At 71.4% G+C, this 16964-nt stretch carries 22 protein-coding genes; 15 read left to right on the top strand and 7 right to left on the bottom strand.

All coding sequences use genetic code 11. The annotated features are described in order from the left end of the window. Positions 1 to 26 precede the first annotated feature (26 nt). The 3 genes from cysK (at position 27) to BM333_RS10750 (ending at position 2846) form a co-directional block, all read left to right on the top strand. Positions 27 to 1007, top strand: coding sequence for a cysteine synthase A (cysK, locus tag BM333_RS10760; protein ID WP_092311093.1), 981 nt, complete (start codon positions 27 to 29; stop codon positions 1005 to 1007). A 48-nt stretch (positions 1008 to 1055) separates the two neighbouring features. Then, on the top strand, positions 1056 to 2273 hold the full coding sequence (locus BM333_RS10755; protein WP_092311090.1) for a DUF2336 domain-containing protein: 1218 nt from the start codon (positions 1056 to 1058) through the stop codon (positions 2271 to 2273). A 147-nt stretch (positions 2274 to 2420) separates the two neighbouring features. Then, a complete protein-coding gene (locus BM333_RS10750; protein WP_092311087.1) occupies positions 2421 to 2846 on the top strand; it encodes a Ros/MucR family transcriptional regulator in 426 nt (141 codons plus the stop codon). A gap of 64 nt (positions 2847 to 2910) precedes the next feature. Here the strand turns inward: BM333_RS10750 and BM333_RS10745 are convergent, their stop codons facing one another. The 6 genes from BM333_RS10745 to BM333_RS10720 form a co-directional block, all read right to left on the bottom strand. After that, positions 2911 to 3990 (bottom strand): DUF2336 domain-containing protein, encoded by a 1080-nt coding sequence (locus BM333_RS10745; RefSeq protein WP_245777238.1) that lies wholly within the window; start codon positions 3988 to 3990, stop codon positions 2911 to 2913. Between the two features lie 11 nt (positions 3991 to 4001). Next, complete coding sequence (locus tag BM333_RS10740; protein WP_092311081.1) at positions 4002 to 4865, bottom strand: hypothetical protein; 864 nt, start codon at positions 4863 to 4865, stop codon at positions 4002 to 4004. A 74-nt stretch (positions 4866 to 4939) separates the two neighbouring features. Beyond that, complete coding sequence (locus BM333_RS10735) at positions 4940 to 5692, bottom strand: ABC transporter permease (RefSeq protein ID WP_092311078.1); 753 nt, start codon at positions 5690 to 5692, stop codon at positions 4940 to 4942. Further along, positions 5689 to 6450: an ABC transporter ATP-binding protein gene (locus BM333_RS10730; RefSeq protein ID WP_092311075.1), complete on the bottom strand. Its 762-nt coding sequence runs from the start codon at positions 6448 to 6450 to the stop codon at positions 5689 to 5691. The genes BM333_RS10735 and BM333_RS10730 overlap by 4 nt, the downstream gene beginning before the upstream one ends. After that, complete coding sequence (locus BM333_RS10725; RefSeq protein WP_092311072.1) at positions 6443 to 7489, bottom strand: ABC transporter substrate-binding protein; 1047 nt, start codon at positions 7487 to 7489, stop codon at positions 6443 to 6445. The genes BM333_RS10730 and BM333_RS10725 overlap by 8 nt, the downstream gene beginning before the upstream one ends. Positions 7490 to 8111: 622 nt before the next feature. Beyond that, positions 8112 to 9935 carry an ABC-F family ATP-binding cassette domain-containing protein gene (locus BM333_RS10720; RefSeq protein WP_092311069.1) on the bottom strand — a complete coding sequence of 608 codons (1824 nt, stop codon included), beginning with the start codon at positions 9933 to 9935 and terminating at the stop codon, positions 8112 to 8114. 36 nt (positions 9936 to 9971) lie between these two features. Here BM333_RS10720 and BM333_RS10715 point away from each other — a divergent pair, with 36 nt between their 5' ends. From BM333_RS10715 to BM333_RS10700, 4 genes are all read left to right on the top strand, one after another. After that, entirely contained in the window at positions 9972 to 10466 is a 495-nt protein-coding gene (locus tag BM333_RS10715; protein WP_281246051.1) for a YcgN family cysteine cluster protein, read from the top strand. A 161-nt stretch (positions 10467 to 10627) separates the two neighbouring features. After that, positions 10628 to 11785: a phage portal protein gene (locus BM333_RS10710; protein WP_092311066.1), complete on the top strand. Its 1158-nt coding sequence runs from the start codon at positions 10628 to 10630 to the stop codon at positions 11783 to 11785. 1 nt (position 11786) lies between these two features. Continuing rightward, entirely contained in the window at positions 11787 to 12011 is a 225-nt protein-coding gene (locus tag BM333_RS10705) for a hypothetical protein (protein ID WP_092311063.1), read from the top strand. Further along, positions 12008 to 12466 (top strand): HK97 family phage prohead protease, encoded by a 459-nt coding sequence (locus tag BM333_RS10700; protein WP_092311060.1) that lies wholly within the window; start codon positions 12008 to 12010, stop codon positions 12464 to 12466. The genes BM333_RS10705 and BM333_RS10700 overlap by 4 nt, the downstream gene beginning before the upstream one ends. On the opposite strand, the gene BM333_RS10695 is transcribed toward BM333_RS10700, so the two are convergent. Further along, on the bottom strand, positions 12414 to 13229 hold the full coding sequence (locus tag BM333_RS10695) for a hypothetical protein (RefSeq protein ID WP_143105811.1): 816 nt from the start codon (positions 13227 to 13229) through the stop codon (positions 12414 to 12416). The two genes, BM333_RS10700 and BM333_RS10695, sit on opposite strands and share 53 nt — an antisense overlap. Positions 13230 to 13276: 47 nt before the next feature. On the opposite strand from BM333_RS10695, the gene BM333_RS10690 reads away from it, so the two are divergent. The 8 genes from BM333_RS10690 (at position 13277) to BM333_RS10655 (ending at position 16962) form a co-directional block, all read left to right on the top strand. Further along, positions 13277 to 14515 carry a phage major capsid protein gene (locus BM333_RS10690; RefSeq protein ID WP_092311054.1) on the top strand — a complete coding sequence of 413 codons (1239 nt, stop codon included), beginning with the start codon at positions 13277 to 13279 and terminating at the stop codon, positions 14513 to 14515. Positions 14516 to 14609: 94 nt separating this feature from the next. Continuing rightward, positions 14610 to 14876, top strand: coding sequence for a head-tail connector protein (locus tag BM333_RS10685; RefSeq protein WP_092311051.1), 267 nt, complete (start codon positions 14610 to 14612; stop codon positions 14874 to 14876). After that, positions 14873 to 15166: a head-tail adaptor protein gene (locus tag BM333_RS10680; protein ID WP_218151451.1), complete on the top strand. Its 294-nt coding sequence runs from the start codon at positions 14873 to 14875 to the stop codon at positions 15164 to 15166. The genes BM333_RS10685 and BM333_RS10680 overlap by 4 nt, the downstream gene beginning before the upstream one ends. Next, positions 15163 to 15561, top strand: a complete 399-nt coding sequence (locus BM333_RS10675; protein ID WP_092311048.1) for a DUF3168 domain-containing protein — start codon at positions 15163 to 15165, stop codon at positions 15559 to 15561. Before BM333_RS10680 ends, BM333_RS10675 begins: the two co-directional genes overlap by 4 nt. Before the next feature lie 10 nt (positions 15562 to 15571). Continuing rightward, on the top strand, positions 15572 to 15985 hold the full coding sequence (locus tag BM333_RS10670) for a phage major tail protein, TP901-1 family (RefSeq protein WP_092311045.1): 414 nt from the start codon (positions 15572 to 15574) through the stop codon (positions 15983 to 15985). Further along, positions 15982 to 16272 carry a GTA-gp10 family protein gene (locus BM333_RS10665; protein WP_092311042.1) on the top strand — a complete coding sequence of 97 codons (291 nt, stop codon included), beginning with the start codon at positions 15982 to 15984 and terminating at the stop codon, positions 16270 to 16272. The genes BM333_RS10670 and BM333_RS10665 overlap by 4 nt, the downstream gene beginning before the upstream one ends. Beyond that, positions 16269 to 16445: a phage tail assembly chaperone gene (locus tag BM333_RS10660; protein ID WP_143105810.1), complete on the top strand. Its 177-nt coding sequence runs from the start codon at positions 16269 to 16271 to the stop codon at positions 16443 to 16445. Before BM333_RS10665 ends, BM333_RS10660 begins: the two co-directional genes overlap by 4 nt. Next, positions 16438 to 16962: a phage tail tape measure protein gene (locus tag BM333_RS10655; protein ID WP_092311036.1), complete on the top strand. Its 525-nt coding sequence runs from the start codon at positions 16438 to 16440 to the stop codon at positions 16960 to 16962. The genes BM333_RS10660 and BM333_RS10655 overlap by 8 nt, the downstream gene beginning before the upstream one ends. The last annotated feature ends 2 nt before the right edge of the window (positions 16963 to 16964 follow it).

Raw genomic sequence — 16964 nt, 5'->3', positions numbered from 1 at the left:
CCGTTTCCCCACCAGAGGTCCCGACCATGACCGACGTCCCCTACGATCCCGCCCGGCACACGAAGGCCGGGCGCGGCAAGGTCTACGAGTCGATCGTCGACACGATCGGCGACACCCCGCTGGTGGGATTGCCGCGACTGTCGGCAGAGCTGAAGCCGAAGGCGCGGGTGCTGGCGAAGCTGGAGTTCTTCAACCCGCTGGCCTCGGTGAAGGATCGCATCGGTGTGGCGATGATCGAGGCGCTGGAGCAGACGGGCCGGCTGGCCCCCGGCGGCGTGCTGATCGAGCCGACGAGCGGCAACACGGGCATCGCCCTGGCCTTCGTGGCGGCCGCCAAGGGCTACCGGCTGATCCTTGTCATGCCGGAAAGCATGTCCATGGAGCGGCGCAAGATGCTGGCGCTGCTGGGCGCGGAGCTGGAGCTCACCCCGGCCGAGAAGGGCATGAAGGGGGCGATCGCCACCGCTCATGAACTGCTCGAAAGGACGCCGGGCGCCGTGATGCCGTCGCAGTTCGAGAACCCCGCCAATCCTGCCATCCATCGGGCGACCACGGCGGAGGAGATCTGGGCGGACACCGGCGGAGAGGTGGACATCGTGATCTCCGGCGTCGGGACCGGCGGCACCATCACCGGCGTCGGCCAGGTGCTGAAGGCGCGCAAGCCGGGCGTCCGCATGATCGCAGTCGAGCCGACGGCGAGCCCGGTGCTGTCGGGCGGCGAGCCGGGCCCCCACAAGATCCAGGGCATCGGGGCGGGTTTCATACCGGCAAACGTCGACCGCGCCGTCATCGACGGGGTCGAGCAGGTTTCGAACGAGGACGCCTTCGACATGGCCCGCCGCGCCGCGCGGATCGAGGGCATTCCGGTGGGCATTTCCTCGGGGGCCGCACTGGTGGCCGCCTTCCGGCAGGCGTCGCTTGAGGAGAACGCCGCGAAGACGGTGGTGGCCATCATTCCAAGCTTCGCGGAGCGGTATCTGTCGACGGCGCTGTTCGAGGGACTGTAGGGCGGCCGTCACGCCCGGTTAACCGCATTCGCCGTAGCGTGGCGGGCCATGTCCGAGCCCGCCGCCACGCCCCAGGAGGACGCGCCCGCCGCGGGCTTCCGCGCGCGGCACGCGCTGCTCAAGCGGCTGGCCGATGTGGTGTCGCTTCCGGCCAGTCGGATCAACGCCTTCGAGCGCTCCGTGACGGGCGATCTTCTGGTCGAGATGCTCCGACTGGCGTCTCCCGAGGACCGGAGGCGGGTGGCGGCCCGGCTGGCGCCCCTGGCCGAACTGCCGAACGCCCTTGCGCGGATGCTGTTGCGCGACGACCCGTCCATCGCCGGCCTGCTGATCGAGCAGTGCGCCTCGTTGTCCGACGCCGACCTTGTGGCCTGCGCCCGCGACACGACGATGGACCACCGGTTCCTGATGGCCAGCCGACGCGGTCTCTCCGAGGTGCTGACCGAGACGCTGATGAGTTTCGGCGAAACGCCGGTCATCGAGGCGGTGCTGCGCAACAGCTCCGCGCGGCTGGGGCAGGTGGCGATCGAAGGCATCGTCAGCCTGAGCCGGACCGAGAGAAGCCTGTGCCCGCACCTGCTGAAGCGGCCGGAACTGAGGCCCTCCGGGGCTTACGTGATGTTCTGGTGGTGCGGGCCGGACGAGCGTCGAACCATCCTGCAGCGTTTCGCCGTGTCGCGGGAGGTCATGCAGGAGGTGGCGGAGGACGTGTTCGCCATGGCCGCCGCCGAGAACTGGCAGGACCCGGTGTCGCGCAAGGCGCTGCAGTTCATCGAGCGCCGGCAGCGCAACCGGGCCGCGATCGAGAAGAGCCCGTACGGTGGCCTCGAGCAGGCCGTGGCGGTCGCTGGACAGGGCGGCCTGACCCGCGAAATCGCCAGCGAGATCGCCTATCTGTCGGGCGTAAAGCCGATCACAGGCGCCAAGATACTTGGAGATCCCGGTGGCGAGCCGCTGGCGATCCTGTGCAAGGCGACCGGCCTCGGGCGCAGCGACCTGCAGGCGCTGTGGCGCTCGATGCGACGCCCCGAGACGAATGCCGACGGCGCCCCGGATTCAACCTGGGAGCGCGTCCAGATCACCTATGAGATGCTTGCCGTCGACCGGGCGCAGACGGTGTTGCGCTATTGGAACTGGTCGTTGTCGTCCGCTCTGAGCCCCGCTCTATTGCGTGCGATCCGCGACGGGGAGGAAGAGGCCCTCGACGACTATTCCGCGCCGGAACGCGCAGCGATGCTGGCGCTGGCGGAAAACTTCGGACGCTGAAACGGAGCCGTAAAGTGGAGGTCCACTGATCTGGCGGCAGACCGCTCCGTGTCCGCATTGCTTTCAAATACGAACGTCTTTATTCAAAGCGCCACCGGCGGATCGGGGCTGATCAGTCGATCCGGGCATTAACCAGGTGGGACATCAATGGAAGAGAATTCGCAGCTGCTGGAGATGACGGCGGACATCGTGTCGGCCTACGTCGGCAACAACAATGTGCAGGCATCAGAGGTGCCGGGACTCATCTCGAGCATTCATGCGGCCCTGTCGCAGGTCTCCACGGGCGCGGCCGAGCCAGAGCCGGAGCCGCGCGAGCCCGCGGTGCCGATCCGCAAGTCGATCACGCCGGATTACCTGATCTGCCTGGAGGACGGCCGCAAGTTCAAGTCGCTGAAGCGGCACCTGCGCACCAAGTACAACATGAGCCCCGAGGAATACCGGGCCAAATGGGGGCTGCCTAAGGACTATCCGATGGTCGCCCCGAACTACGCCAAGGCGCGGTCCGAGCTGGCCAAGCAGATGGGACTGGGCCAGGGCGGCCGGAAGCCGGCCCGCGCCCGCGCCAAGAAGTAATCGGGCCCAGGTCCGATCCCGAAACGCCCGCCGGATTCCTCCGGCGGGCGTCTTCAATTGCAGGTCAGGCCGCCGCCTGGGCGCCGCGGCGCATGCGCCAGAAGCGAAGCGTGCGCAGGGCCGCCTCACGCGACAGGTCGGCGTACATCCGGGCGTAGGCATGGGCCTTGGCCATGGCGTCACCGTCGTCGTTGAGCAGCACCACCGCGTAGGTGAGGAACAGGGCCCGATCGAGATCGGCGGCCTTGCAGACCACGGCCAGGGCGTCCAGTTCGCGCCGCTCGACGATCTGCCGGGCCGTGTGGAAGTCGATGTCCGACAGCTGGGCCAGCGCGATCAGGAAGCAGGTGCGCCCGCCGGAGCGGAGGAAGCGGGCAAGCATCTGCGGCGTGAGCTGTCCTGCGGCGCGGAGCTCCTCGACATAGGCGAGGCACTCGGAATAGTCGGCAGGCAGGGTCCCGTCGTCGCTGGCCACGCGAGCGCGCCCGGCGGCGAGCGCCGTCTCGAGCAGGGCGGGATCCAAGCGGGCGTTCTGCTCGAGGATGCGGGCGCGCAGCCGGGCCTCGACCACAAAATACATGTCGTTGAGCAGGTCCGGCGGAAGGCTGGCGCGGGACACCGTCACCTCGTGCAGGGCCGGGTTGGAGCGGGCCCGCTCCACCGCCGTCTCGGACGCCTTGCGCGACAGGCGGGCGCCGTCGTTGCGGAGCAGGGTCCCCAGCGTCTCGTCGTCGCCCCGCTCGACGATCACGTCGGAGACAGCCTCGGAAACGGAAGCGCGGGCGGAGACGGCGCGCAGGTGGTCCTGACCGTGGCGACGCACGACGCCGAGCAGGTCTTCGTCGGTAAGGACGGGGGAGTTCGAAAGCACGGGGGCGGCGACCGAGGCCTCGTCATTGGCCAGGCGGCGGATCAGGGTGTGGGGAGCGTCCGGGGCGCTGGCGAAACGGGTCGCCAGTTCGGCACGGACCGCAGCCTCCATGTCGTCCGCGAGCCGGGCGAGGACAGCGCCGTACAGACCATCCTCCGTCTCCGTGCGGTTCGCCGTGCCGAAGAAGTGGTCGGTGAGTTCACGCAGCAGGGCGCGGCGCTTCTCGCTGGAGCTTTCCTCGGCCAGGGCGATCAGATCCGGGAGGCGGGACACGGTCGTATCCGTCACCGGTAGTCTCCCTCGGGCGCGGCCGGCTGGGCGCGAACCCGTCCCTGGGCGTCGCGGATCAGCGTCGGCCCAGGATCCGGCGCCGCCAGATCGGGCGTGGTCGGAGCCTCGGTCATGGTGATCGCCAGGGCGTCGATGTAGCTGGGCGCCGGCAGGGCGACAGCATCCGGTTCGCGACCGTTCTGACGGTGGACGGAGTAGTAGCGCGCGCCCTGCGGCTGCGGGCGGTCGGCGGAATTGGCCGTGACGGCGGCGACCGGGCGGGGCGGCGGGGCCTCCCCCGCGGAACGATCGTCTGACGGCTCCGGCGCCGGGACGGGCGCCGAGGTCGGGGGGACGAGGCGGAAGATCGGGGCGTCGCGGCGCGGGGCCATCGGATCGTGGAGAGACGGCGGCCCAGACGGCTGCGGCGTCGAGGGGACTGGATAGGCGACCGCGGCCGGCGCGGGCTGGCCGCCGTGGTCGGGCAGGTAGTCCGGCACGGGCGGCTGCGTCGCAGGGGCCGGGGCCGGAGCCGGAGGGGGCGCGGGCGTCGGCGCGGGGGCCGGGCGGAGCCAGGCGCTCGCCGGGGTCAGGGTGCGGCGGACCGGCGCGGGAGCGGGAGCCAGACCCGGGCGCCGCACCGCCGCGGCACCGCCGTGCGGGATGACGCGATTGGGCCGGCGCAGGTCGGCAGGCGGCGCTTCCGCCGCGGGGACCTCGGTCTGGACGGCTGCTGCGGCGCGGCCGGGCCAGGAGAGATAGCGGAGGCCACGGGCCGCGCCCGCCGCCTCTTGCGCCGTCGCGGCTCCGGCCAGCCCGAGGACGCACGCGAAGGCCGCGGTCGTGAGGCCGGATGTCAGGCAGGTGGCGCGGCGCAAGGGAGGCTCCGGACGCAAGGTTCTGGAGATGGCACGCTAGCGCTCCCGCCCTTAACCCGCGGCTAACGCGCGGATCAGGCGAGCCGTGCCCGGCAAAGACGTTCGAGCAGGGCGATGCCGGCGTTCAGGGCCAGGCCCATGACCATCAGGCAGGCCAGCGCCGCCAGCATGTCGGCGGTGCGCAGGCGGTTGCCAGCCTCGAGCAGGCGCCAGGCCAGCCCCTGCGTGGCGCCCGAGCCCGAGACGAACTCGGCGACGACCGCGCCGATCACCGCCAGACCTGCGGCGACGCGGACGCCCTCGAGGGCGAAGGGCAGCGCCGACGGCGCCCGGAGCCGCCACAGCCGCTGGAGGGGCGGGGCGCCGTAGAGGTCGAACAGGCGCTCCAGATCGGGATCGGCGGACTTCAGGCCTGTCAGGACACCGGAGAAGACCGGGAAGAAGGCCACCGCGGCGGCGAGGGCGACGACGGCCCGGTCCGGATGGTCGAGACCGCTCCAGATCACCACAAGGGGAGCAATCGCCACGACTGGAGTGACCTGAAGCGCCACGGCCAGGGGGCGCACGGCGCGTTCGGCCGGCCGGTTCATCGAAACGGCGAGCGCCAGGCCGCCGCCGATCAGGGTCGCGGCGAGGAGCGCCTGCAGGGCCATGCGGAAGGTCTGGAGGGCGGAGCCGGCCAGAAGCGGCGCCCGCTCCACCAGGGACATGGCGACGGCGCTGGGCGGCGGGAGGAAATAGGCAGGCACCTGAAGGCTCCGACAGGCGGTCTCCCAGATCGCGAGCAGCATCAGGCCCAGCAACAGGGGCGGCAGGGCCCGGCTCATGCCGCGACTCCGGCCGGCGGCATGGCCTCGGCGAGGGCGTCCGCCAGCCGCTCCACGGCCCCGCGGAACGCCGGATCCGCGCGCCAGCCGGGCGGGCGCGGCAGGGGGCCGGGGTGATCGTGCTCCGACGCCGCCCGCCCCGTGGCCCCGTCGAGGACGACGGAGCGGGCGGCCAGGTAGACGGCCTCCTCCACGCCATGGGTCACGAAGACGATGGCCGGGCGCGGCGCGCGGGCGGCCCAGAGGCGGTGCAGATCCTCGATCAGGCGGCGGCGGGTGACGCTGTCGAGGGCTGCGAACGGCTCATCCAGCAGCAGGAGATCCGGTTCCGTCACCAGCGCCCGGGCGAGCGACACCCGCATGGCCATGCCGCCCGACAACTGGCGCGGCCGGGCGCCGGCGCGGTCGCCGAGCCCCACGGCGGCGAGGGCCGCGCTCGCCCGCCGGCGCGCCTCCTCGCGGGAAGCGCCCGAGAGCTCAAGCGGAAGGGCGACGTTGGCGAGGGCGTCGGCCCACGGCATCAGGGTCGGGGCCTGGAAGACGAAGGCGACGTGGCGGGGATCGGCGCTGGTCGCGACGCCTTCGGTCGGGCGCTCAAGCCCGGCGAGCAGGCGAAGGGCGGTGGACTTGCCGGCGCCCGAGGGTCCGACAAGGGCGACGATCTCGCCCGGGTCGACAACAAGGTCGATCGGGCCGAGCGGCGACCGGCCGGGGTATCGCACGACGGCGCCTCGCAGCGCCGCGGCGGGCTCAGCCACGGCCGCGTCCGGGGAGATACTGGGTGGTGAAGGCCTGCCGCCAATCCAGGTTCGGAGGGTAGACGCCGGCTTCCGACGTGACGGTGAAGAAGGCTTCCCAACGCTCCTCCGTCATGGCTCCCAGCCCGTAGAGCGCCGCATCGCCGCCGTCGACGATGCCGTGCGCCTTCAGCTTCTCGCGCGCCTGGTCGAGCACGTCCTGGGTCATGTCCGGGTTGGCCTGCCGGATGAGGGCGTCGGCGGCCTTGCCGTCGCCCTGGATGTAGTCGCGCCAGCCCTCGGCCGAGGCTGCGATGAAGCTGCGCAGGGCGGCGGCGTTGTCGCGTGCGAAAGCGTTGGGCGCGAGCACCATGGTGGCGTAGCTGGGGTAGCCTTCGTCGGCGAGCAGGAAGACCTTCGGCTCGAAGCCGGCGATCTTGCGGATCGTGTAGGGCTCCGAGGTCAGATAGCCCTGCTGCACCGCACGAGGGTCGGCGAGGAAGGGCGCGGGATTGAAGGTGTATTTCCGCACCTGGTCGTCGGTGAACCCGTACTTCGCCTTGAGCCAGACCCAGAAGGCGTTGATCGAGGCGTCCGCGAGCAGGAACGGGCGGCCCTCCAGATCGGCGATCGACTGGAGGGCCGGGTCCGGATGGGCGATCAGGACCTGGGGATCCTTCTGGAAGAAGGCCGCGACAGCCTTCACCGGGGCCCCCTCGGCCACCAGATTCATGGTGATGAAGCTGTTCGAGCCCATGCCCAGCTCGACGGCGTTGGACGCCAGCAACTGGGGCACGTTCACGCCGGGCCCACCCTGGATGATCTGGACATTGAGCCCGCGCCGCTCGTAGGCGCCGGAGGCGAGGGCCTGGTAGAAGCCGCCGTGCTCGGCCTGGGCGCGCCAATCGGTGGCGAAGCGCAGCCGGATGCGGCCGTCGGCGTCGGGCTCGACCTGGGACTGGTTGCAGGCGGCGAGGCCCGCCGTCGCCGCCATGGCTCCGGCGCCGGCCAGGACGGCGCGGCGATCCAGTCTGGAGAGGCGATTCCCGCGACGGCCCATGGCCTTGGTTTACGGCCGTGGTCGAGGGAAGGGAAGGGCGACGGATCTGGCCCGTCGAGGCTGACGCCCGCCGGAATTGAGCGAGGGGACGAAGAGCACCGGCAAGCCGGATTTCCTCGTCCCCTCGCCAAGTCCGGGTTGGACTTGGCCATTGAGGTTCGGACCTCGGCCTCGGCGTCAGCAGGGCGAACCCCGATGACGGTCGGCTGTATCCTGTCGCGCTCCTGGTCTCCGGCGTTCCGCAAGGTCGAAGCCCTGCGCCGTCCTTCGATCCCGATCCGGTTCCCTCAGAGCGTTCTCTGGCCGAAGCCTTCGAAAGCCCATCGGGCCTTGATCCTGCCCCCCGCTCGTTAAGGTCCGAAACCCCCCCGGTCGCATCGGGTCAGAGAGCCGGGCCGGTTCGCCTTGAGCCCCGGGTCTCCCCGGATTTCCGCGCCGCCGTGTCCCTCGGCCCGTTGACGTTCCGACGAAACCCGCTATGAGGCAAGCGCCCGAAACCTGGCGGCTGTGCGGAATTGCCCCGGCTTCGGTGCATAACCCTGTGCATATCTGTGGATTGGCCAGATTCGCGTTTGCGAGTCAGCGGCTTGAATTATCCACAGAAAGCCGGGTGGAACGCGGCTCACCCCGCAAGGGCGGCCTTCTTCTCCTCCAGCTCCAGCCATTCCTCCTCGGCCGCCGCCAGATCGGCGCGGGCCTTTTCGGCGGCCTTCATGGCGCGGTCGAACGCGGCCGGATCGCGGCTATAGAGGTCCGGATCGGCGAGGGCGGCGTCGTGACCGGCGATCTGGTCGGGGAGGCTGGCGAGGAGGCCCTCGAGCTCCTCCAGACGGCGGGCGTCCTTGTAGGACAGCTTGGCGGCCGGCTTCTTCGGGGGCGCAGGGGCGGAGGCGCCCCCTCCACCGCCGTAGGCCTTCGGGTTCGAAGACTCCCGCTCGCCCTGCTGCGGAGGACTGAGGAAGCCGGGGTTCTGGCGGACGAAGTCGGTCCAGCCGCCGGGGGTTTCGACGATGTCGCCACGGCCGTTGAGGGCGATGGTCGAGGTGGCGAGGCGATCGACGAAGTCGCGGTCGTGGCTGACCAGAATCAGGGTGCCGTCGTAGCCCTCGAGCAGCTCCTCGAGCTTGTCGAGGGTGTCCATGTCGAGATCGTTCGTCGGCTCGTCGAGCACGAGCATGTTGGCCGGCTTCGCCAGGGCGCGGGCCAGCAGTAGACGGTTGCGCTCGCCGCCCGACAGGGTGGAGATGGGCTGACGCAGCTGGGCCTCCTGGAACAGGAAGTCCTTGGCGTAGGCAGCCACGTGCATCGAGCGGCCGCGGACCATGATGGAGTCGCCGCCGCCGGGGGTGAGGGCGTCCCAGAGCGTCATGTCGGACTTCAGCCCGGCGCGCGACTGGTCGAGGTAGACCGGATCGAGGTTTGCGCCGAGACGGACCGCGCCGGCGTCCGGAGCCAGCTCCCCGAGCAGGATCTTCACCAGGGTAGTCTTGCCGGCGCCGTTGGGGCCGACGATGGTGAGTCGGTCGCCGCGCATTACGCGGGTGGTGAAGGGCTTGAGAACGGTGCGCTCGCCGAAGCTCTTGGCGACGCCCTTCAACTCGGCGACGAGCTTGCCGGTGGTCGCGCCGGAGTCGACGGCGAGGGTGAGCTCGCGAGTCTGGTCGCGGACCCGCTCGGCGCGCTCGGCGCGCATCGCCTGCAGGCGGGCGGCGCGGCCCTCGTTGCGGCTGCGACGGGCTGTGATCGAGCTGTAGAAGGTCTCGGTCTCGCGCTCGATGGCCTTGCTGAGCCGGCGCAGGGACTCGGCCTCCTCCTCCATGACCTTGCCGGCCCAGTCGTCGAACGCCGCGAAGCCCTTGTTCAGGGTGCGGACGCGCCGACCCTCCAGCCAGTGGACCGACTGGGTGACGCGGTTGAGGAAGGCGCGGTCGTGGCTGACCACCAGCACGGCGAAACGGGCGGACAGCAGTTCCTCTTCCAGCCGCTCGATGGCGAGGATGTCGAGGTGGTTGGTCGGCTCGTCGAGGAGGAGCAGGTCGGGCTCCTCGGCGAAGGCCTTAGCCAGGGCGGCGCGGCGGATCTCGCCGCCCGAGAGGTTCACGGCCGGCTTGGCGGGGTCGAGGCCGAAGGTGGCCAGCCAGGCTTCGGCCGTCCAGCGCTCGGCGGGCCCGGAAGCGGCGTAGTCGAGCAGGGTCTCGCCGGTGATCTCCGGCTCCTGGGGGACCCAGGCGAAGCGGGTTCCGCTCTGCACCGAACGCTCGCCGGCGTCGGGTTCGATCCGGCCCATGACCAGCTTCATCAGGGTCGACTTGCCGGCCCCGTTGCGGCCGACGAGGGCGGCGCGGGTGCGCGGCTCGATGGCCATGTCCACGCCTTCGAACAGGGGGCGAGGTCCGTCCTGCAGGCGAATGTCCTTGAGGGCGACGAGAGGCGGGCGCGCGGCCATGGTGCTTTCGGGCGGGAGGAGGCGTATGGGGAGCGCGTGGATGTAGAGCGTACCGACCCGGCCTCCAAGCCCTTCTGGGAAACCAAACGGCTGGACCAGATGACCCGCGCGGAGTGGGAGAGCCTGTGCGACGGGTGCGGGCTGTGCTGCCTGGTGCGGTTCGAGGACGAGGACACCGGCGAGGTGATCCCGACCCGGGTGCACTGCAAGCTGTTCGACCCGGTGCGCTGCACCTGCTCGGACTACGCCAATCGCCGGGAGCACGTGCCGGACTGCATCAAGCTGACGCCGTGGAACATCGAGGCGCTGGAGTGGATGCCGAAGTCCTGCGCCTACCGCCGCATCCATGAGGGGCGGCCGCTGGCGAGCTGGCATCCGCTGGTGTCCGGCAGCGCGGAGACGGTGCACCAGGCCGGGGTGTCGGTGCGGGGGCAGACGGTGTCGGAGACGGCGCTGAAGGAGCCCGAGGACGCTCTCGACTTCGAGGCGCCGGAGTGGAAGGCGGAACGCGGCGCTGAGGACGAATTGTAGGCCCGGCTCGCGGAAAGACCTTCGGCAAAAGCAAGGGCTTGCGAAAAACAATCCGGGAATGTCCGCCCTTGGACGCTGGCGCCCCATACTCCAGTCATGACCCGGAGAAGGGTTCGGCGGGGTCGGGAAGACGGGCCCGCCCGGGAACACGGAGACAACTCATGCTGGACTGGCGACGGCCCTTCGGCCGGCGGCGCATCGCCGCGCCCGAGATCAAGGACAGCCGCGCCGGGCCGCTGATCGCCATTTCGGCCGGGGGACGCCCGCGCTGGACGCCGCGGGATTACGCGAGCCTCGCCACCGAGGGGTTCGGCAAGAACGCCGTGGTCTACCGCTGCGTCAGGATGATCGCCGAGGCCGCAGCGGCCACCCCGCTGACGGTCTTCGCGGACGGGGTCCGGGCGGACGACCATCCGCTGGCCAGGCTGCTGGCGCGGCCCAATCCGGAGCAGTCCGGCGTCGAGTTCCTGGAGGGGCTGTACGGCGCCCTGCAGACCGCGGGAAACGCCTATGTCGAAGCGGTTGGCGAGGGCGAGCCGGAGGAGCTGTGGTCCCTGAGGCCGGACCGGATGATGGTGATCCCGGGACGTGGGGGCTGGCCCGAAGGCTACGAGTACGCGGTCGACAGCCGGTCGGTGCGGCTGGGGCGGGCGGCCGACGGATGGCTGCCGGTGCTGCATCTCAAGCTGTTTCATCCAACCGACGACCACTACGGCTTCTCGCCGCTGGAGGCGGCCGCCTTCGCCATCGACGTGCACAACGCCTCGGGGGCCTGGAACAAGGCGCTGCTGGACAATGCGGCGCGGCCGAGCGGGGCGCTGGTCTACGGCGGGCGCGACGGCGAGGGGCTGACCGCCGAACAGTTCGAGGCCCTGCGCGGTCAGATCGACGACCTGCATGCCGGGGCCCGGAACGCCGGACGGCCGCTAATCCTCGAGGGCGGGCTGGACTGGAAGCCGATGAGCTGGACCCCGGCCGACATGGACTTCGTCGCCGGCAAGCACGCGGCGGCCCGGGAGATCGCCCTCGCCTTCGGCGTACCGCCGCAACTGCTGGGCATTCCGGGAGACGCCACCTACGCCAACTATCGGGAGGCCAACGCCGCCTTCTGGCGGGGCACGGTCGCGCCGCTGGTGCGCAAGGCGGCGGCCGCGCTGACCGGATGGCTGGGTGGGCGGTTCGCCGATGTGCGGGTCGAGGCGGACCTCGACGCCGTGCCGGCGCTGCAGCCCGAGCGGGAGGCGCTGTGGGCGCGGTTGAACGCCGCCGCCTTCCTCACCGACGAGGAGCGCCGCCGCATGGCCGGTGTGGAGGGCTGAGATGGAGCGTCTGAGATTGCCGGTCGCCCTGATCGCCGTGCTGGCGGCCCAGACGCTGGGTGGGCTGGTGTGGGCGGGCGGGGCCGCGGCCCGGATCGCGGCGCTGGAGGAGCGGGTCGGGGAGCAGCGCCTGGTGGCGGAGCGGCTGGCGCGTCTGGAGGCGCAGGGCGAGGCGGTGCGGGCCAGCGTGGCGCGGATCGAGCGGCGACTGGAGGCGCGGTCGTGACCGGCGCCGCGGAGGGCCTGCCGATCTCGGGCTACGCCTCTCTGTGGGGCGTCGCGGATCTGAACCGGGACGTGCTGGTGCGGGGCGCGTTCGCCGCCAGCCTGGCGAGGTCCGGGGCCGCCGGAGTGCGGATGCTGCACCAGCATGAGGGGCGCGCCGTCGTCGGCGTGTGGGACGAATTGACGGAGGACGAGCAGGGGCTGCTGGTCCGCGGCCGCATCCTGGACTGGTCGGCCGAGGCGAGGTTCGCGGGCGCCCTGGCGCGGGCCGGCGCGATGGACGGGTTGTCGATCGGCTTCCGGCCGGTTCGGGCGCGCCGGGCCGGGGCCCTGAGGGTGCTGGTCGAGGTGGATCTATGGGAGGTGTCGCTGGTCACCTTCCCTATGCTGCCGGGCGCCCGGTTCAGGCCTGCCGTTCCCGTGCCGCCTGCTGAAGCGACGTCAGCGTTCGCCTGAGAAGGTCGAGGCCGCGATCGGTCTGGAAGAAGCGGCCCGCGACGAAGGCGGCGATGAAGACGAAGGGGATCGGGACCTCGAAGACCAGAACGAGGATCGATCCCAGCGCGAACAGGCCCGTCCAGAGACCGATGCGCAGGGTGGTCCGTTCCTCGGGACTGAGGTCCCCGGATGAAGCGGGGGACGACGCGGGCTCCTGCGCAGGACCTGGGCGCGGCGGCGGCGTCGCACCGGTACGGAGCTGAACGAGGACGGGTTCCGGGGGGCGTGACGGCGGAGCCGGCGCTGGCTGGACGGGGCGCGGTGCAGGCGGGCGAACGGTCTGTGAAGCGACTTCGAAGGGTACGGAGCGTCCCGTCGCGTCGACGGTGAAGACCTGATCGAAGGGGACCGATGCAAAGTCGGTGGAGCGGGTGTCCCGTCCGTAGCTGTCGCCGAGCAGTCCAAGCAGCCGGCCGTTTCGCAGGCGGGCGCGGAAGGCCACCGGATCGGCGAGGCCGGAGATCACGACGTGGACCGTTCCGAACTCGCCGGTCGGCCCGGAGGTCGGCCGCTCCGGCGGGACGAGGACCTCGGTGAAGACGCCGAAGCCGGAGTTGCGGCGGACGGTGGGCCGGCTGGCGGCAAACTGGGCCGCAAGGTCAGGCGCTTCGCTGCGGAGTTCGCGGGCGAGGGCGTCCATCACCGTCCGTTCGAGGCGAGTGTAGCCGCCCGTGCGGCGGTCCGGCTGGACGTGGAGAGTTTCCCGGGGCGTGCGCGTCACCTCCGGACCCTAACCGCGATGCGCGGTTCCTGAGAAGCGGAGACATCATGAAAGAGACCAAACAGGCTCCGGCCACGCCGGAGGCGCGCGCCGCCCTGCACGAGATGATGGCGGCCTTCGAGGCGTTCAAAGGCGCCAACGACGCCCGGCTGGACGAGATCGAGCGCAAGATGTCGGCCGACTCCCTGCTGGAGGAGAAGGTGGCGCGGATCGACCAGGCCGTCGCGGCGGCGCAGGCGCGGCTGGACCGGGTCGCCAGCGAGGCGCGGCGGCCGTCGATCGGCGAGAGCTCCGCCACCGCCTTAGGCGGTCCTCTTGCCCCTGCGGGAGAGGAGACCAAGGCGGCGTTCGATGGCTACCTGCGGGCCGGGGTTGGCCTGGAGGTGAAGGCGGGTCTGTCGACGGCGCCGAACTCCGGCGGCTACGTCGTGCCCGAGCAGACGGAGCGCGCCATCGAGCGGCGACTGATGGCCGGATCGCCGATGCGCGAGATCTCGACGGTGCGGACGGTGGCGGCGGGCGTGTTCAGGAAGCCGGTGTCGATCGCGGGGGTGGGCTCCGGGTGGGTCGCCGAGACGGCGGCGCGGCCGGAGACGGATCCGGCGACGCTGGCGTTGCTGGAGTTCCCGGCGGCCGACCTCTACGCCTGCCCGGCGGCGACGCAGACGCTGCTGGACGACGCCCTCGTCGACCTGGACGAATGGCTGGCCGGCGAGGTGGAGGACGCCTTCGCGGCGCAGGAGACCGAGGCCTTCGTCAACGGCGACGGCCTCAACAAGCCGCGCGGCTTCCTCGACTACGACATCGTCGCCGACGCGGGCCAAAGCTGGGGCGAGATCGGCTATGTCGCCTCGGGCTCGGCGGGGGCCTTCCCCACGCAAGGGCCGACCGACCGGCTGATCGACCTGGTCTATGCGCCCAAGGCCCAGTACCGGCCGAACGCGCGCTTCGTCATGAACCGACGGACGGTCTCGACGGTGCGCAAGTTTAAGGACGCCGACGGCAACTACATCTGGCAGCCGGCGCAGCGGGCGGGCGAGACCGCAAGCCTGCTGGGCTATCCGGTCACCGAGATCGAGACCATGCCCGATGTGGCGGCCGATGCGCCCGCCATCGCCTTCGGCGACTTCCGCCGCGGCTACCTGATCGTCGACCGGGCAGGCGTGCGGGTGCTGAGGGACCCGTACTCCGCCAAGCCGTACGTGCTGTTCTACACCACCCGCCGCGTCGGCGGCGGCGTGCAGGACTTCGACGCGATCAAGGTGATGAAGTTCAGCGCGAACTGAGGCTTAGGAGGCAGCAGGCAACAGGCGCCAGACGGCGGGGAGCCCCTCCGCCTGGCGCTTCTCGCCATCTTCAATTCCATTCGAGGTGGTTCCTATGACCGCAGCGGTGACTCTCGCCGAGGCGAGGCTGTTCCTGCGCGTCGAGCACGACGCCGAGGACGGGCTGATCCAGACCCTGATCGAGGCGGCGCAGGCGCGGATCGAGGCGGAGACCAGCCAGGTTCTCGACGCCGCCTCGCCGGCGCCGCTGCGGCTGGCGGTGCTGATGCTGGTGCTGCGCGCCTATGAGCGCGGCGAGCGCGACATGCCCATCCGGCCCGTCGAGGCCTGGATCGCGCCCTATCGCCAGGTGCGGCTGTGAAGACGCTGGCGGAACTGCTGGAGGCGGTGGAGGCGGAGACGCCCTACGGCGGTCGCAGCGTCACCTATGAGCCGCTCGGCTGGGTCTGGCTGAAGCTGGGGCCGCGACGGCGCAGGGAGCGGACCGAGGCCGGCGGGCTGCACGTCATGGAGACCGTCACCGGCGAGACGCGCGCGGATGCACGTCTGGAGGGCGGCCGCGTGCTGCGCTTCGGCGGCGCCGACTGGCGGATCCGTTCCGGCGAGACGGTGGGCGGCCGGGCGATACTGAATCTGGAGCGGCCGAGATGATGCATGAACGCGCGCTGCAGAAGGCGCTGCTGGCGCACCTGCGCGCCGATCCGGGGGTCTCGGCCCTGCTGGCCGATCGACAGTGGGACGCGGCGCCGGAGAACCCAGAGCACCCGCACCTCGTGATCGGGCGCAGCGAAAGCCGTCCGCTGCCCGGCGAAGGCGGCGGGGTGGAGCACGCGCTCACGCTGAAGGCGGTGTCCCGCTTCCGCGGAAGCGAGGAGGCCAAGGCGATCGTCGCGGCGATCCGCATGAGCCTGTCCGATGCGGCGCTGCAGGCGGACGGGGTGCGCACGGTCGATGTGGGCGTCCGGTTCGCCGACGTCTGGCCCTCTCCGGCCGGGCATCGAACCTATGCGGTGATGCGGGTGCGCGCCGTGACCGAGGACATGTGAGGAGATCGCCATGGCGGCGCAGCGAGGCAGGGACATCCTGTTGAAGATCGAGGACGCTCCGGGGACGTTCATCACCGTCGCCGGGCTGAGAGCGCGGACCATCGCGCTGAACGCGCGGACGGTGGACGCGACCGACGGCGACAGCGCCGGCCGGTGGCGCGAACTGCTGGCGGGCGCCGGCGTGAAGTCAGCGGCGGTGAGCGGGCAGGGAATCTTCCGCGACGCGGCGTCGGATGCGCTGATCCGGGAGGCCTTCTTCGACCAGTCGGCGCGCCGCTGGCGGCTGATCGTGCCGGATTTCGGGCAACTGGAGGGGCCGTTCCTGGTCGCCGCGCTGGAATATGCCGGCGAGCATGAGGGGGAGGCGAGCTTCGCCATAAGCCTGGCCAGCGCCGGAGAGATGAGCTTCGAGGCGATCGGATGAACGGCGCAAGGGGAGAGGTCCGGGTCGACCTGGCTGGCCAGCCGCGACGGCTCTGCCTCACGCTCGGCGCACTGGCGGAGATCGAGGCGGCGCTGGGCGTCGAGGGCGCCGCGGCCCTGGCCGACCGCCTGCGCCTTCTATCGGCCCGCGATCTCCTGGTCGTGCTGGCGGCGTTGCTTCGAGGCGGTGGGGAGCTGGAAGCGGCGGACGGGCTCGATCAGGCGGCCGTGGATCCCCGGGAGGCCGCCGCGGCCGTGAGCCGGGCGTTCGTCGCGGCGGCGGGATGAAGACGCCGTGGGGAGAGATGCTGCGCCGGGCGTTCGCCGCCGGGGTGCCGCCGGACGCCTTCTGGCGGCTGTCGCTGCGGGAGTGGCGGATGCTGGTGGAGCCCGGCCAAGGGCCCGGAGCGATGGATCGTCGCGAGTTGGAGCGGCTGGCGGAGGCGTGGCCCGATGAATGAATGGAGCCAGGGCGGATCCCTCGGTCGGGTGCCGGAGCAGGCGGCGGAAGCGGCGGCGGCGCTGGAAGGACTGAGAGAACCGGCGGAGCGGGCGGCGGAGGCGATCGAGACGGCCTTTGGCCGGGCCGGCGAAGGCCTCGCGCGATCACTCGCGCGGGCTGCGGCCGACGGCGAGGTGACGCTGGCCGAGCTGGCGCGGGCGGTGCTGGCGGCCGTCGCCGCCGCCGCGGGCGCGCGCGGGGGTCTGTCGGATGCGATCGGGCGGGCGCTTGGCCCGGTCTTCGCCGGAAGTCGGGCCGAGGGCGGGCCGGTGACGGCCGGCGGCGCCTATCTGGTCGGGGAGCGCGGACCGGAGGTGTTCCGGCCGGCTGTCTCCGGGACGGTGGAGCCGCCAGTTGGCGGGGGCGTGACGGTGAACGTCACCATGGACGGCGGGGCGCCCGCGTTGCTGCGTTCAGAGGCGCAGATCGCCCAGATGCTGGCGCGCGCCGTCAGGTTGGGCGCGCGCCGGCTGTAGGT

Origin of the sequence: Brevundimonas viscosa (assembly GCF_900116065.1) — a bacterium.
Lineage (GTDB): Bacteria > Pseudomonadota > Alphaproteobacteria > Caulobacterales > Caulobacteraceae > Brevundimonas > Brevundimonas viscosa.
This window is presented reverse-complemented; position numbering and strand designations above follow the sequence as displayed.

What these genes read in the sequence shown, in the direction of transcription:
- cysK (WP_092311093.1), top strand. Translation starts at nt 27, where the DNA reads ATGACCGACGTCCCCTACGATCCCGCCCGGCACACGAAGGCCGGGCGC.
- BM333_RS10710 (WP_092311066.1), top strand. Translation starts at nt 10,628, where the DNA reads ATGCTGGACTGGCGACGGCCCTTCGGCCGGCGGCGCATCGCCGCGCCC.
- BM333_RS10670 (WP_092311045.1), top strand. Translation starts at nt 15,572, where the DNA reads ATGGCGGCGCAGCGAGGCAGGGACATCCTGTTGAAGATCGAGGACGCT.
- BM333_RS10665 (WP_092311042.1), top strand. Translation starts at nt 15,982, where the DNA reads ATGAACGGCGCAAGGGGAGAGGTCCGGGTCGACCTGGCTGGCCAGCCG.
- BM333_RS10755 (WP_092311090.1), top strand. Translation starts at nt 1,056, where the DNA reads ATGTCCGAGCCCGCCGCCACGCCCCAGGAGGACGCGCCCGCCGCGGGC.
- BM333_RS10660 (WP_143105810.1), top strand. Translation starts at nt 16,269, where the DNA reads ATGAAGACGCCGTGGGGAGAGATGCTGCGCCGGGCGTTCGCCGCCGGG.
- BM333_RS10720 (WP_092311069.1), bottom strand. Translation starts at nt 9,935, where the DNA reads ATGGCCGCGCGCCCGCCTCTCGTCGCCCTCAAGGACATTCGCCTGCAG.
- BM333_RS10750 (WP_092311087.1), top strand. Translation starts at nt 2,421, where the DNA reads ATGGAAGAGAATTCGCAGCTGCTGGAGATGACGGCGGACATCGTGTCG.
- BM333_RS10690 (WP_092311054.1), top strand. Translation starts at nt 13,277, where the DNA reads ATGAAAGAGACCAAACAGGCTCCGGCCACGCCGGAGGCGCGCGCCGCC.
- BM333_RS10675 (WP_092311048.1), top strand. Translation starts at nt 15,163, where the DNA reads ATGATGCATGAACGCGCGCTGCAGAAGGCGCTGCTGGCGCACCTGCGC.
- BM333_RS10685 (WP_092311051.1), top strand. Translation starts at nt 14,610, where the DNA reads ATGACCGCAGCGGTGACTCTCGCCGAGGCGAGGCTGTTCCTGCGCGTC.
- BM333_RS10735 (WP_092311078.1), bottom strand. Translation starts at nt 5,692, where the DNA reads ATGAGCCGGGCCCTGCCGCCCCTGTTGCTGGGCCTGATGCTGCTCGCG.
- BM333_RS10725 (WP_092311072.1), bottom strand. Translation starts at nt 7,489, where the DNA reads ATGGGCCGTCGCGGGAATCGCCTCTCCAGACTGGATCGCCGCGCCGTC.
- BM333_RS10655 (WP_092311036.1), top strand. Translation starts at nt 16,438, where the DNA reads ATGAATGAATGGAGCCAGGGCGGATCCCTCGGTCGGGTGCCGGAGCAG.
- BM333_RS10705 (WP_092311063.1), top strand. Translation starts at nt 11,787, where the DNA reads ATGGAGCGTCTGAGATTGCCGGTCGCCCTGATCGCCGTGCTGGCGGCC.